The organism is Deinococcus misasensis DSM 22328 (genome assembly GCF_000745915.1).
GTDB classification, from domain to species: Bacteria; Deinococcota; Deinococci; order Deinococcales; family Deinococcaceae; genus Deinococcus_C; species Deinococcus_C misasensis.
Genome location: NZ_JQKG01000028.1, coordinates 15,201 through 27,905, shown reverse-complemented (window position 1 = coordinate 27,905; position 12,705 = coordinate 15,201). Strand labels below are relative to the sequence as shown.

12 protein-coding genes are annotated in these 12,705 nt (G+C 53.2%); 4 read left to right on the top strand and 8 right to left on the bottom strand.

Going from position 1 to position 12,705, the window contains the following annotated elements; genetic code table 11:
- Positions 1-13: 13 nt before the first annotated feature.
- The gene (locus Q371_RS15930; RefSeq protein WP_034342034.1) at positions 14-799 is read left to right on the top strand and encodes an enoyl-ACP reductase FabI; all 786 of its coding nucleotides are present in this window, start codon (positions 14-16) and stop codon (positions 797-799) included.
- Between the two features lie 449 nt (positions 800-1,248).
- Here the strand turns inward: Q371_RS15930 and Q371_RS15920 are convergent, their stop codons facing one another.
- Positions 1,249-1,494, bottom strand: a complete 246-nt coding sequence (locus Q371_RS15920; RefSeq protein ID WP_157442751.1) for a hypothetical protein — start codon at positions 1,492-1,494, stop codon at positions 1,249-1,251.
- Positions 1,495-1,771: 277 nt separating this feature from the next.
- Between Q371_RS15920 and Q371_RS15915 the strand changes: the two genes are divergently transcribed.
- Both Q371_RS15915 and Q371_RS15910 read left to right on the top strand, forming a co-directional pair.
- Positions 1,772-3,220, top strand: coding sequence for a hypothetical protein (locus Q371_RS15915; RefSeq protein ID WP_157442750.1), 1,449 nt, complete (start codon positions 1,772-1,774; stop codon positions 3,218-3,220).
- A gap of 316 nt (positions 3,221-3,536) precedes the next feature.
- Positions 3,537-3,755, top strand: coding sequence for a hypothetical protein (locus Q371_RS15910; protein WP_034342030.1), 219 nt, complete (start codon positions 3,537-3,539; stop codon positions 3,753-3,755).
- 73 nt (positions 3,756-3,828) lie between these two features.
- Here the strand turns inward: Q371_RS15910 and Q371_RS15905 are convergent, their stop codons facing one another.
- From Q371_RS15905 to Q371_RS15875, 7 genes are all read right to left on the bottom strand, one after another.
- Complete coding sequence (locus Q371_RS15905) at positions 3,829-4,656, bottom strand: SDR family oxidoreductase (RefSeq protein ID WP_034342029.1); 828 nt, start codon at positions 4,654-4,656, stop codon at positions 3,829-3,831.
- 68 nt (positions 4,657-4,724) lie between these two features.
- On the bottom strand, positions 4,725-5,177 hold the full coding sequence (locus Q371_RS15900) for a GNAT family N-acetyltransferase (protein WP_034342028.1): 453 nt from the start codon (positions 5,175-5,177) through the stop codon (positions 4,725-4,727).
- 54 nt (positions 5,178-5,231) lie between these two features.
- Positions 5,232-6,410: an MFS transporter gene (locus Q371_RS15895; RefSeq protein ID WP_084571472.1), complete on the bottom strand. Its 1,179-nt coding sequence runs from the start codon at positions 6,408-6,410 to the stop codon at positions 5,232-5,234.
- Between the two features lie 135 nt (positions 6,411-6,545).
- A complete protein-coding gene (gene folE2 / locus Q371_RS15890; protein WP_051964579.1) occupies positions 6,546-7,466 on the bottom strand; it encodes a GTP cyclohydrolase FolE2 in 921 nt (306 codons plus the stop codon).
- 321 nt (positions 7,467-7,787) lie between these two features.
- A complete protein-coding gene (locus Q371_RS15885; RefSeq protein WP_034342026.1) occupies positions 7,788-8,999 on the bottom strand; it encodes an adenylosuccinate synthase in 1,212 nt (403 codons plus the stop codon).
- A gap of 161 nt (positions 9,000-9,160) precedes the next feature.
- On the bottom strand, positions 9,161-10,411 hold the full coding sequence (locus tag Q371_RS15880; protein WP_034342025.1) for a S41 family peptidase: 1,251 nt from the start codon (positions 10,409-10,411) through the stop codon (positions 9,161-9,163).
- Positions 10,408-11,670 carry a S41 family peptidase gene (locus tag Q371_RS15875; protein WP_169743871.1) on the bottom strand — a complete coding sequence of 421 codons (1,263 nt, stop codon included), beginning with the start codon at positions 11,668-11,670 and terminating at the stop codon, positions 10,408-10,410. The genes Q371_RS15880 and Q371_RS15875 overlap by 4 nt, the downstream gene beginning before the upstream one ends.
- 315 nt (positions 11,671-11,985) lie before the next feature.
- On the opposite strand from Q371_RS15875, the gene udk reads away from it, so the two are divergent.
- Positions 11,986-12,606: a uridine kinase gene (udk, locus tag Q371_RS15870; protein WP_034342023.1), complete on the top strand. Its 621-nt coding sequence runs from the start codon at positions 11,986-11,988 to the stop codon at positions 12,604-12,606.
- Positions 12,607-12,705: the final 99 nt, after the last annotated feature.

The following is a 12,705-nucleotide window of genomic DNA, read 5'->3' as shown; positions in this document are numbered from 1 at the left end:
TAACCTACCTAACATGATTGGAATTGATCTCTCCGGTAAAACCGCACTGGTGATGGGTGTCACCAACAGCTACTCTCTGGGTTGGGCCATCGGCGAAAAACTGCTGCAGGCCGGTGCAAAATGCATGTTCAGCTATCAAGGCGAGCGCCTGCAAGCCTCGCTGGAAAAACTGGTTTCCCCGTATGAAGGGACCCTCACAGAGCAATGCGACGTGACCCAGGAAGCCGACCTCGAACGCCTCTTTGCCCGCATCAAAGAGGAATACGGCTCTCTGGACTACATCGTGCATGCAGTGGCTTATGCCCCTCGCGCCAGCATGGAAGGCCGTTTTGTGGAAACCACCCAGGAAGACTGGAACACCGCACTGTCCGTCAGTGCTTACAGTCTGGTGTCGGTGTCCCGCCACGCTGAACCCCTCCTCAACGATGGGGCCAGCATCGTGACCCTGACTTACTACGCCAGCCAGAAAGTGGTGCCCAAATACAACGTGATGGGTGTGGCCAAAGCCGCTCTGGAAGCCTCCACCCGTTACCTCGCCTACGAACTCGGGGCCAAAAATGTGCGTGTGAACGCCATCTCTGCTGGCCCCATGCGCACCGTGGCTGCCAAGAGCATCCCCGGTTTCAGCGGAATGCTCTCCAAAGCCGCTGAAATGGCTGCCATGAAACGCAACGCCACCGCTGAAGAAGTGGGCAAACTCGGGTTGTTCCTGCTCTCCGATCTGGCCAGTGGCATCACCGGAGAGACCACCTATGTGGATGCTGGTTACAACATCATGGGCATGAACCTCGAAGGCTGAGCCTTTTTCCTCTTGTGAAAACCCGCCCAGAGCGGGTTTTTTTATGCCTGAATGGAAAATGAAGGTGGATGGGTTCAAAATTCAGATGGGGCTCAGAACAGCTCAGAATGTGTTCAGTGACCTTCAGAGAAGTTTCAGTCCATGTGTTTAAGCTTGAGACATGAAAGCTTTATTCCGGAGGTCAAGATGCTCTTTCTGATTTCACTCGCAGCAGGTTTAATTCTGGGAACCTTGATTTTTGCACTTGTTTTGCTCACGGATCGATTTTTCAACCACCTCAATCAATCTTTGTTGGACTACAAATTCAAAAAGCAGAGCACCAAGATCTCCGGATCCAGCATCATGAAGCAACCCAATCTGATTTGATTTTATTTATTGATTTGCAAAGCATGAAAAACCCCACCAAATGGTGGGGAATCTTTTTTTCAGTGGTGCAGGGGTACCAAGAATCAATGAAGCGGCGAGAAAATCACTTCCAGAAAGTGCACATCTTTGTCGGTGTACACACCCCTCAGGTCCAGATCATCGATGTAGGTGACCAGACATTTGTGGCCATCGACAGCCACAGGTTCTTCGATGTCATGTGCGTCCAGAAGCATCTGGGCCACATTGGAATCTGCCAGAACCGCCAGTTTGTCTCTCTGGTCGTATGCGTTCACCTTGATGGTGCATCCGAACACTTCTAGAGTTGTCATGCTTCACTGTAGCAGCCTTGGTCTTGCACAACTGTCACCTTTGACCTGAAAAGTCTTCACTGCACACGATGCAAAAAGTTGTCCACAGCTGTGCATAACCCTGTGGACAATTTTAATGTCTAGCACGAATCTGAAGTGGGTCTGAGTTTGTGTGGGTTTTGTGCAAAACCATGAGGGTTTATCCATGAAGATGAATAAGGGATTTTCCTGATTCAGGAGAGGGCTCAAGCAGGATTCATGTCAGGGTCCATGCTGTACAGTGAAAGAACCTATGCGCATGCCCAGAGGTCCCAAACTTGATCGCCTGATCCGGTTCCCGGTGGAATGGAACCAGTTCTACCTGCGGATGGAAGAGGAACGACGGCTCCCTGAACTGCTTGAAGCTCTGGAAGAATTGCCAGAGAGCAGTGTCAGAGACGTGCGCATCGCCCGCATTTGTTTTCGTATGGGCAGAAGACAAGAGGCCAAAGACCTCGTGTACCAACACAAAAGATGCCCTCTGGCTCGGGCCTTTTACTTTTCTTTTTTGGTCAGAAATGTTGATGAAGAGACATTGCGTAAATTTGTAGAAAACTATAAACCACTGGCTTCTTTGGGCAACAGCACATTAAATCTTGAGGCAAAATATCATGACCATATGAATATGGCTGTTGCTGCTCACGTATTGGGGAAAATCCAGTTGGCTAATAAAATGTATTTTGAGGCAATGCAGATCGCTAAAATCATGAAAGACACTCACTCTGAGCGAATCATAAAATATAATATTGCTTGGATGAGATTTTATGAGGGTAAGTTCAAAGAGAGCCTGAGGACTTTTGAAGAAGTATTGAAATCTGTTAAGCCAACCATGAATTTGTACAACCAGTCGATGGAATACATCAGCTGGATCTCTTGGTTAACTGGAGAAGTCCCTAGATACGCTCCTAGATGGATGCAATCTGCTATTGAACTAAGTAAAAATGCTGAAGACTTAGATGAGAATATCGATTATCCAGACTATGCGGCTGTGCCATATATGATTCCTATCATGAACAAGTTGCAAGTCTTGACCAAGGAATTTAATCTCAGATTGCCACTTATGCATGTTGGAGAAAACAGATTGTTTCGTGATGAATTGATCGATAAAATAAGAACAGATGTGGGCGAAGACGTTGGTGAGATCATGGGATTTTTGAGTCGATCCATGCTCTCTCTTGCCGTAAGTATGCAGCAAAATCGCGATTCTGTTCATATTTTAAAATCTGCTTTCAAATGGCCGACCACAGGTATTCCATTGATGAGCATGATTTATTTTTCCAGTCTGATTCAAATACATGCCAACCTGCCAGATATGGAATCTGGTCAAGATGAAGTAAAAAATGCATTCAATCTTCTGCTTCATCAGATGCAATTTTTGGAGAAAGGACAGAAGGATTGGCTGATGATTTGGATGAAAAATTTTACACCAGTGCCATTGTATTTGCTTTCCGAAAAGCTGGGTGTATATCCTGCTCCCCATGATTATGTTATTGTGAAGCCAGAAGGGGTCTATCGTGGCAGTGAAACGGTTGCTCGATATCCCAGATTTTTCATGGTGAGACATGTCAGAGAATTGTTGTCTGGAGGGAAGATCCCTGACAACAATCGCAAGCAAGCATATCGGCATTTCGAAGCCTTGCAGGCCATAGGGTCTCCCTTGGTTATCTATGAACCCATTGTGGAGCCGTTTCGCAAACTTCTTCATTAAAGTGTCACAAGATCTTGGTCTGTTTTGTTGTTCAAGGCTTTAACTTGGAGACATGAAAAGAGCGATGAAGGTACTGGGAACCATTCTGGTTTTGGTTGTTGGAAGTGTGGCTGTCAGCTCTACCACGGCATTTGCTGGTCCTCCCACCACTGGACCCTGCTCTGGAACCTGCTGAGATCTCAATCTCAAAAATCAGATTTTTTACTGATGTTGTGACACCCTTTGGATTTCTTTGTTTTTTTAACAACCATCATTCCCCTTTTTTGCAACCCTGATTCACCCCGAGGTTCCGTATTGTGACAGTACGGAGACCCGCATGCCCCAACCATTGTCACAACTCAGAACCCTGGATTTCGATTTGGGTGAACTGTGCTTTCTGGCCAACCAACTGTCAGAAGCCCAGAGGGCAGAACTTTTGAACAAAGGCATTGTGCTTGCCCGGTGCACCGTGCCCGATCACGAAGGTATTTTTGTGCCTGAAACGCAGCTTCTGGACGCCAAACACATCATTGACCATGACTTTCCCAGAGCCTGATCGGTCTGTGTTTCCTCAACAAAAAACCCCCGACCTTTGAAGTCGGGGGTCTGGTTTTGGTTGTTTTGGTCCCTCAATCCAGTCCGGTGAGTTCTTTGGAGGTGTACCAGAGGCGTGCAGCCAGACCTTCATCGTAGCTGCGGACGCTGGATTTGGTGGCTGCACAGTTGGTGAAGTACTTGCCGGTGACTTCAGACAACTCGGGACTGGTGGCAAGATGGATGCTGGTCTTGGCACCTTGCTCTGGGGTGATCATGATCGGGCGGAACAGTTTGAACATCTTGCTGATCCATCCACCTGCTTCTTTGCCGAAACTGGTTTTGACCACGCCGGGATGCAGGCAGTTGACCGTGACCGGGGTGCCTTTCAGCCTGCGGGCCAGTTCGTAAGTGAACAGCACGTTCATCAGCTTGCTGTCGTTGTAGGCCCGTCCACCGTTGTACCTGCGTTCACGGTACTGGAAGTCGGTGAAGTCGATGTAACCCATCTGGTGCGCTGCACTGCTGACGTTCACAATGCGACCCTGAGGGGCATTCAGCAGGGGGTCCAGCAGCAGGTTGCTGAGCACAAAATAACTCAGGTGGTTGAGGGCAATGGTCATTTCGATGCCGTCCGGGCTTTCCAGACGCTCTCCGAAAATGGCTCCAGCGTTGTTGACCAGCACATCGATGGTGCTGTGCTTGCTTTTGATTTCCTGCGCCATGCGGTGCAGGTCGTCCTGACTGGCAAGGTCTCCGATGTACAGCTCACAGTCTCTGGAGAGGGTTTTGAGGGTTTCTTTGCCTCTGGCAGCATCTCGGGCCAGAAGCAGCACTTTCGCACCCATCTGGGAGAGGGTTTGCGCTGTGACTTTGCCAATGCCTCCGGTGGCTCCGGTGATGACCACGGTTTTGCCTTGCATACGGTCACGTTACACTTCAGCAGGCTTAGAAATCTGTGTCAAATGCAGTGTAGACTTCAAAGCAGACGTTAAAGCAGCTTGCGATACTGCACAAATCCAGAGCGGCTGGCAATCCGGTCATACAGCTTCATGGCGTCCTGATTGGTTTCGTGGGTGAGCCAGTGCACCCTGGAGCAGCCAGCTTGCTGGGCCCTCTGGTACACAAATTCAATCAATTTTCGCCCCACCCCGTCTCCCCGTTTGTCTTGTGACACAAAGAGGTCCTGCAGGTAACAGTAATCCCCAGAGGTCCAGCAGGAGCGGTGGTAAATGAAATGCACCATGCCGATGGCCTGTTCCCCTTCAAAAGCCAGCGCTGCAAACATGGGCTCTTGGGGGTCCAGAAACCTTTGCCACGTGAGGGTGGTGGTTTCTGGTGGGATGTTGGCCTGATAGAAGCTCTGGTAGCCTTCCCAGAGGGGCAGCCATTGGTTGTGGTCTTCTTCTCTGACGGTGCGGATGTGAAGTGAACTCTGGCTCATGCTGCATGTTAAGTCGGAAAGGATGCAGCAGGGCAGATCCAATCCGGGAAAAACTCAGTGGACCACCTGTGCTGAGCGGGTTTTGCGGACTTGCAACAGGGCCAGAGTCAAAGAGAGCCCAGCCAGCACCATCGAGAGCAGGAAAACCCCGGTGTTGTAACGGTCAATGAAAAAGCCCATCAGGAAAGCGGTGAAGCCCGGAAAGAGTTGCATCCCCACTCCGCCATACACGCTGATCAAGAGTTGCCGCGTCTGGTTGCTGAGGGTCTGGGAATACTGGATGAAGGCCAGTTGCATCGCTGCAAAAGTGACCGCATGAAACGTCTGGGAGAGGATCAGAACCAGATAGCCGGGATGGTTGTACCACAGCCACCAGCGCACAAGGGCCAGCATGCCTGCCACCACTGCCACCGAAAAAAAGGAGAACTTCAGGCGGTCTGCGAGCAGAAACGTCACCGACTCTGCCACCACGGCCACAGCAAACACCCGGGACAGTTCGCTGCCTGACATCCCGAGCTTCTCCAGCAACACCGATCCAAAATTGCTGTAAGGGGCATGGGACGCCGAAATCAGAATGATGGTGGCCAGCACTGGAAGCAGCATGAGCAGGTCGGATCTGCGGGCACCAGGAACCTTCTGGACGGTTTGATGTGGGTCTCTGGTCACCTTTGTAAACGTCACTGCTGAGGCAATGAGCTGGGCCACTCCAGTTGCTGTCAGCATCCAGATGGGCACCACACCGTACCCGGCACGGTCCACCAGAGGTCCCAGAATCAGGGTGGTCAGCATGAAGCTGATGGACCCGGCGACCCGCACCAGACCGTAAGTGGGTTTGATGCCATTCAGGGTGGTGGTGGCAGCAATGTCATTCAGGGGCATGAATGTCATCAGGGCAGCACCCAGACCTGCAGTGATGACCGGATAAAGCAATGGAGAGGTTTTTCCCAGCAAGAACAGCAACAGCAGAACCAGAGTGCTGCACAGCCACATCCAGCGGTACAATCCACGGTCTCCCAGACGGTCCACCAGTTTGGACAGAAAAAAAGTGCTGAACACAAAGCTGCCCAGCGCGGTGGCCAGACTGCCCAGACCAATGATGGCCGTGGGAACACCCAGACTCTGGGCGTACAGGGGCAAATAGAGGGCAAAGCAGGCAAAGGCAGAATAAAAAACCACATTCCTGAGCGCCAAAAGCAGGTTCATGTGGGTGACCGTCAAACCCGATGGTCGCATCACGTGTGAAATCCTCGGGGAACAGCAGGACGAAAAGGCATGTGTTCAGCATACCCGTCTGACTGTGCACAAAACAGGGGAGAACCCCTCAAAAAAACCTCCCCTGATTCAGGGGAGGTTGGGCATGTGAAGGGCTTACTTGCGGTAACGCACTCTGGCGATGGCGTCGTGCAGGTGGATGGATTCCTCGTTGCGGCACTCCACAAAGAAGGCAGTCACTTCAGGCATCTCGTAGAGGTCGGCGGCCACCAGACGCACCATGTCTTCCACGAAACGGGGATTCTCGTAGGCGCTTTCTGTGACTTTCTTCTCGTCGGGACGTTTGAGAATCGGGTGCATGCAAGCACTGGCATTGGTCTCCTCGGCTTCCAGCAAGGCTTTTTTCCAGTCCCAATCGGTCTGGGCGTCGGAAAGCTCGATTTCGGCGGTGACCACGCCCCTCTGGTTGTGGGCGCTGTACTCGCTGATTTCTTTGGAGCAGGGGCACAGGGTGGTGACGGTGGCTTTCAGGCCCACGGTGGCGGTGAATCCGGTCACCTCATCAAAGTGCACCCGCATCATGGCCTCGGCGTGCATCAGTCCGGTCAGGCCAGAGACTGGAGCAGGACGCTCGTAGAACCATGGGAAAGTCACTTCGATGGTGGCAGCAGCTTGCTTCATGCGACCTGCGAGTTCCTCTGCAAACTGGCACAGGTTGGGCAAACTGAGTTCCCAGCCTTGCTGGTGGTACAGATCCAGTTGCTCGGTCAGGCGGCTCATGTTGATGCCCTTGGAGTTCTGCACCAGAGAGGTGGTCAGGGCAAAGTTCGCAACGGTGGTTTGCAAGGTGGGATTCAGGGTGGAGCGCACCATCACCGGATGCTTGACGTTGGAAATCCCGACCTGGTCCAGAGAAAACAGAAAGTCTTTGGGGGTGTTTTGCAGGTCCACCATTTTCTCTTTTTCGGTGGGTTTGTTGCCGGGAATGGGATCCACAGAACCGAAAAGGCGGTGGCGTTCCTGTTTGTTGGGAAGACGGGAGGTACCCTGCAAGAGGGTGGGGTTGTGATTTGCCATGTATGTCTCCTTGAGGAGTGTGTTTTGCGCGCCTCGACCCCGAGAAATTCAAGGGAAAATGTCGGTGCAAAGCTTGACGGGAAGCTGACACTCAGCTGTCGTCAAGTATAGGTTCTCATCAGAAACTCAATTGTAAAGTAGCAGGCAAAGCGTACTTTGAAGTTGCGTTCTGGACTACGAAAAGATCCCCCCGCGCATCACCATCCCCCTCGCTTCCCGCATTGCTCTAAGCTTGCCCCCTTGAAAGGGGGTAAAAATCAAAGTCCCCCTGATCTCAGGGGGACCGCCAGAGCGTCAACGATGGCAGGGGGGAGCAGGGGGTTACCAGTGCACTTCGCCGAAGGTTTTTTCACGCTCGGGGCCTGTGGCGAACAGCACCACAGGGCATCCGGTGTGCTCCTCGATCAGGTCAAGGTAAGCCTGGGCTTCTTTGGGCAGGGTTTCGCGGCTGGTGGCCCCTTCGGTGTCGCCCCAACCTTTCATTTCTTTGTAGATGGGCTGGCCTTCAGAGCCGTATCCCACGCACACTTTGAGGGTTTCCAGACCCGAGAGCACATCGACTTTGTTGATGGCGAGGCCATCGAAGCCGTTGAGGTCCACGGCGTATTTCAGCAGTTCAAGGTCCAGCCAGCCCACACGGCGGGGACGTCCGGTGGTGGTGCCGAACTCGTCCCAGGGTTTGGAGCCGTCGCCACGCAGGCGGTGTTCCATTTCGCCGAACACTTCGGTGGCGAAAGGACCGTGGCCCACGCGGGTCTGGAAGGCTTTGGCCACGCCGTACACCTTGTTGATGGCTTTGTGGCTGACCCCGGTGCCCACGATGATCCCGCCCACGGTGGGGTGGGAGCTGGTCACGAAGGGGTAGGTGCCGTAGTTCAGGTCCAGCAAGGTGGCCTGTGCGCCTTCAAACAGGATGTTGCGGTTGTCTTTGACGGCCTGACGCAGCATGGCTCCGGTGTCTGCCACGAAAGGCAGCAGTTTTTCACGGATTTCTTGCAGGTCTTTGAGGGCACCTTCAGGAGAGGTCCAGCCCACTTCCTTGGTGGAGTTGGGTTTGGCTTCGATCAGGTGGGCCAGACGCTCCAGCAGCACGCTGTCGTCTTTCAGGTCGCCCATGCGCACACCCACACGGCGGGCACGGTCTGCATAGGCGGGGCCGATGCCGCGTCCGGTGGTGCCCACGAAGTCTTTGCGGCCATCCACGCTCTTGTGGTGGGGCAACACGAGGTGGGCGTTCTGGCTGATGTACAGGGTGGGGTTCAGGCCACCTTCCAGCAGGGTTTCACGCTCTTGCAGGAACTTCCAGGGGTCAATGACCATGCCATCCCCGAGGATGCTGACCACGCCATCGCGCAGCACGCCACTGGGGAGCAGGTTCAGTTTGTAGGTTTTGCCTTTGGCATTGACGGTGTGACCGGCATTGGCCCCACCCTGATAACGGGCCACAAAGTGCGCATCAGGTGAAAGGAAGTCAATGACTTTTCCTTTTCCTTCGTCTCCCCACTGGGCTCCAATGATTGCGATTCCTGGCATGTGTGTTCTCCTTCGGTTCGGCGCAGGGCCGGAAGTGTAGCTCTGGGTTGCAGCTGTTCAAGCGTGGTCAGGCCGGATGCAAAAAGATGCAAAAAAAAGCACGGTGACCACGCACCGTGACTGAGTGTAACATGTTCAGCTTGAGGGCCTCAGCAACGTGTCTACCTGACCTGCTGAGCAGCCACTTGAAGGGCTTTCTCCAGCATCACATCCCTTCCCTGAAAGGCCAGAGCGTTGGGATCGTCTTGAACGTACACATCTGGGGTCACCCTCTCTGGGTAAGGGGTGTCTTGCACGGTGAGGGTTCGGGTGATGGTGACCACCAGGGTGCCTCCATTGGACAGGTCGTACTGTTCGGTGGTGGTGTTCAACAGGCCCTTGGTGGGTTCACCGATCACCAGACCGCGTTTTTGCAACTGCAAATTGTAGGCAAAAGATTCTGCGGCAGAAGCGGTCTTTTGATTCACCAGAGCGATGATCTGGCCCGTCCAAAGCTGGGCTGTTGGGGCTTTGTAAAAAAAAGGCAAGTAGAGTTTGCCCACCTGACGCACTTTGCCTTCCCAGCCGATCAGGTGTACTTTTTTGCCCGGAAAGCTGTCAATGGATTCCACCTGTTTCATGAAAGCTGAAGAGCTGGAAAGCATTTCCCAAACGTACCCGCCCGGATTGTCACGCAAATCCACAATCAGGGTGTTGAGGTTCTGGTCCTGTGCACTTTTGATCAACTGGTGGATGCGGGCGCTGGTTTTTTCCCAGACATCAAAATCGGGAATGTGCAAAAGCCCAACACCTCTGGGCAGCCCTGCAGTGTACAGCTGGGGCATGAACATCAGGTTCTGGACCTTTCCCTGCAACTGGACTTCTTTGGGAGGGCTTTGTGCTGCGTGGAGGGTCGCTTTGAAGGGTTTGCCACTGCGGATGGTTTCACGCAACAGGTTTTCATTTTCTGGTGTGCAGGCCATGCCATTGACGGCAACAAAGGCATCCCCACGCTTCAAGCCTGCTTTGCCGGCAGGTCCATCCGGTTGAACCACCAGAAGGACATGGGCTTTTTGTGCAGGAAGGTAAGACATGCGGATGCCCAATGTTGGGGGTGCTGTGTTGCCTCCCTGATCGCTCTGGCTTTGTTCTGCTGTTCGATACACCGTATGGGGATCGCCCAGACCACCCAGCAGGTTTTTGAGCTGGCTTTCGGCATCTTGCCAGCTGCATTCTGTTTGACACCTGAGGGACAATGCATGGCGGTTTTTTTGAATCAAAGGTTTCAGGTGATCCAACTGAAACCCGTAATAATGCTTTTCAAGCAACCCGGTGGCTTCATTGAACCATTCCAGGGGTGTGTTGCTTCTGGCTGTGCAGGCGCTCAAAGGCAAGGCCAGAAGCAACACCATCAGGGCAGTCTTAAATGTCATGGTTGGTATTCAAGTTCCTCCAGGGCACGTCTGACCAGAGGGTCCACCAGCGTTCCTGCTCGGGAGGACAGGTCATCGTTCACCAGAATATCTGGTGTGAGCCGCTCGGGGTAGAGGGTGCCGTCTGGAAGTGCAGATTTGATGGTGGTGACCACCAGCAAACCTTGATCGGGCAACTCGTAGGAATCGGCAGCAGTGTTGAGCAGGCCGTAAGTGGGTTCACCAATCACTTTGATGCCCATTTTTTGCAGGTAATAGGCAAAGTATTCGCCACTGGAGGCGGTTTCTCCATTGACCAGCACCACCATTTTCCCGGTCCAGAGTTCAGGCATGCGAATGGTGTAGACGTTGCCAGCAAACTCATCGTTGACGCGCATCTGCAAGGTGCCCTGACGGTATTCCAATCTGGAAGTCTGGTCTTTGCGCACGTTCAGCACCCCCGGATTGGGTGAGAAGGCGGCGGCAGCACTGATCCACTCGATGACCAGTCCGCCTCCATTGTTGCGGAGGTCCAGAATCAACGCATAGAGTTTCTGCTGCCGGGCTTGCCGCACCAGAGCATGCACTTTGCGCCCCACCTGACGGTAAGCTTCGAAATCAGGAATCTGAATCAGGCCCACCCCCTCGGGAAGGCCTCCACCTGTGGTGAGGGTGGGCAGAGGGGCCTGCATGAGCACCTCCCCCTGCAAGGTGAAGGTCAAAAGTTCTTTCCCTCTGCGCACTTTCATCTCAAAAGGGGTGGTTTTTTGTGCATATTCGGCAATCAAATTGCTGCCACCTGAAGGATCATTCCCGAGGGGTTTTCCGTCCACTTCCACCAGCAAATCACCCGGTTTGATGCCTGCTGTGTAAGCTGGACCATCGTCCCTGACAAACAAGACCACCCTTCCCAACCCTCCCGGCAAGGGTGCAGAAGTGACACCAATTCTGGGTGTGGGAGAGTCTTCTCCATTCTGAGCCCGGTCCCGTGAATCGCTTTCTTCGGGATACAGGTAATAGGTGTGTGGATCGGCAAGTTCATTCAGCAGGGCTTCGAGGGTGGAACGGCCCACCTCCACGGGGCAATTGTCGGCCTGCGGTTTGCAGGTGTCTTGCAACTGCTGCCCGTACTGCTGCACCAGAGCAGGCAGGTCTCTGGAACTGTACCCGAAATAGTTTTCCTGCAACGTCTGGGTGGACTGCACATACAGGTCTTCTGCTGGGCTGATGGCGAGACCGACCCCACACAGCAACCACAACACGGTGAGTCTTGCTTTCATGAAAACCATCCTCCTGCACACGTGGACGTGTGCTCAGCGGTCAGAAAATTGCTGGGGTCGGAAAAGCTGCCATTCACGAAGCTCTGGTGGGGCCGGGCAGATGGAGTCGGTGTGTCCAGAGTGTCTTTACTTTAAACCGAAACCCCTGAAAAATCCGTGTGCAGGGTCGCTGATGCAGGGTTTAACTTTTCGAAGGTGGTTTTGCCGTACACTGGTCTGTTCCAAAAGGGAACGTGTTAGGCTGAGGTGGCAAAGCCTGAAGAATTCCACCTGTGAGACGCTTCACCTGGGATGAAGCTGTCAGGAGTGTAGAACGTGCAAAAACCTTTTTTGATTGGCATCGCCGGAGGAACCGGCTGTGGAAAAACCACCGTCACCGAACGGATTGTGAACACCGTCGGTGCAGACCGTGTCGCGGTGGTGGTGCAGGACAACTATTACCGCGATCAATCCCACATGGCCTTTGAAGAGCGCCTCCAGACCAACTATGACCACCCTGCGGCTTTTGACTGGGACTTGCTGTTCAAACACCTCGATGCCCTGATGAACGGGGTTGGGATAGAGATGCCTGTCTATGATTTTGTGAACCACACCCGTGCAGACAGCACCACCCATCTGAGGCCCAGTCCTGTGATTGTTCTGGACGGTATTTTTTCTCTGTACGAAGAAAAAATCCGTGACCTGATGCGCCTGAAAATCTTTGTGGATGCCGATGCAGATGTTCGTTTCATCCGCCGTCTGTCGCGCGACACCGCAGAACGGGGCCGCACCGTACAGAGCGTCATCGACCAGTACCTCGATTACGTGCGCCCGATGCACCTCCAGTTCATAGAGCCCACCAAGCGCTATGCCGATGTGATCATCCCCCACGGTGGGCACAACGAACCTGCTCTGGAGATGCTTTCTGCGCGGATCCAGAGCCTCTCGCAGCACTGAAGCTTGTTTTTCAGGAAGCCTGAATTTCAGGCTTCTTTTTTGTGCTGTCCAGAGACTTTCTTTTCCAGAGTGGGGTTTCATCAGGTACTCTGGAATACG

Excerpts from the sequence above, each read along its gene's own strand:
- Q371_RS15930 (WP_034342034.1), top strand. The coding sequence starts at position 14 with ATGATTGGAATTGATCTCTCCGGTAAAACCGCACTGGTGATGGGTGTC.
- Q371_RS15920 (WP_157442751.1), bottom strand. The coding sequence starts at position 1,494 with ATGACAACTCTAGAAGTGTTCGGATGCACCATCAAGGTGAACGCATAC.
- Q371_RS15915 (WP_157442750.1), top strand. The coding sequence starts at position 1,772 with ATGCCCAGAGGTCCCAAACTTGATCGCCTGATCCGGTTCCCGGTGGAA.
- Q371_RS15910 (WP_034342030.1), top strand. The coding sequence starts at position 3,537 with ATGCCCCAACCATTGTCACAACTCAGAACCCTGGATTTCGATTTGGGT.
- Q371_RS15905 (WP_034342029.1), bottom strand. The coding sequence starts at position 4,656 with ATGCAAGGCAAAACCGTGGTCATCACCGGAGCCACCGGAGGCATTGGC.
- Q371_RS15900 (WP_034342028.1), bottom strand. The coding sequence starts at position 5,177 with ATGAGCCAGAGTTCACTTCACATCCGCACCGTCAGAGAAGAAGACCAC.
- Q371_RS15895 (WP_084571472.1), bottom strand. The coding sequence starts at position 6,410 with ATGCGACCATCGGGTTTGACGGTCACCCACATGAACCTGCTTTTGGCG.
- folE2 (WP_051964579.1), bottom strand. The coding sequence starts at position 7,466 with ATGGCAAATCACAACCCCACCCTCTTGCAGGGTACCTCCCGTCTTCCC.
- Q371_RS15885 (WP_034342026.1), bottom strand. The coding sequence starts at position 8,999 with ATGCCAGGAATCGCAATCATTGGAGCCCAGTGGGGAGACGAAGGAAAA.
- Q371_RS15880 (WP_034342025.1), bottom strand. The coding sequence starts at position 10,411 with ATGACATTTAAGACTGCCCTGATGGTGTTGCTTCTGGCCTTGCCTTTG.
- Q371_RS15875 (WP_169743871.1), bottom strand. The coding sequence starts at position 11,670 with ATGAAAGCAAGACTCACCGTGTTGTGGTTGCTGTGTGGGGTCGGTCTC.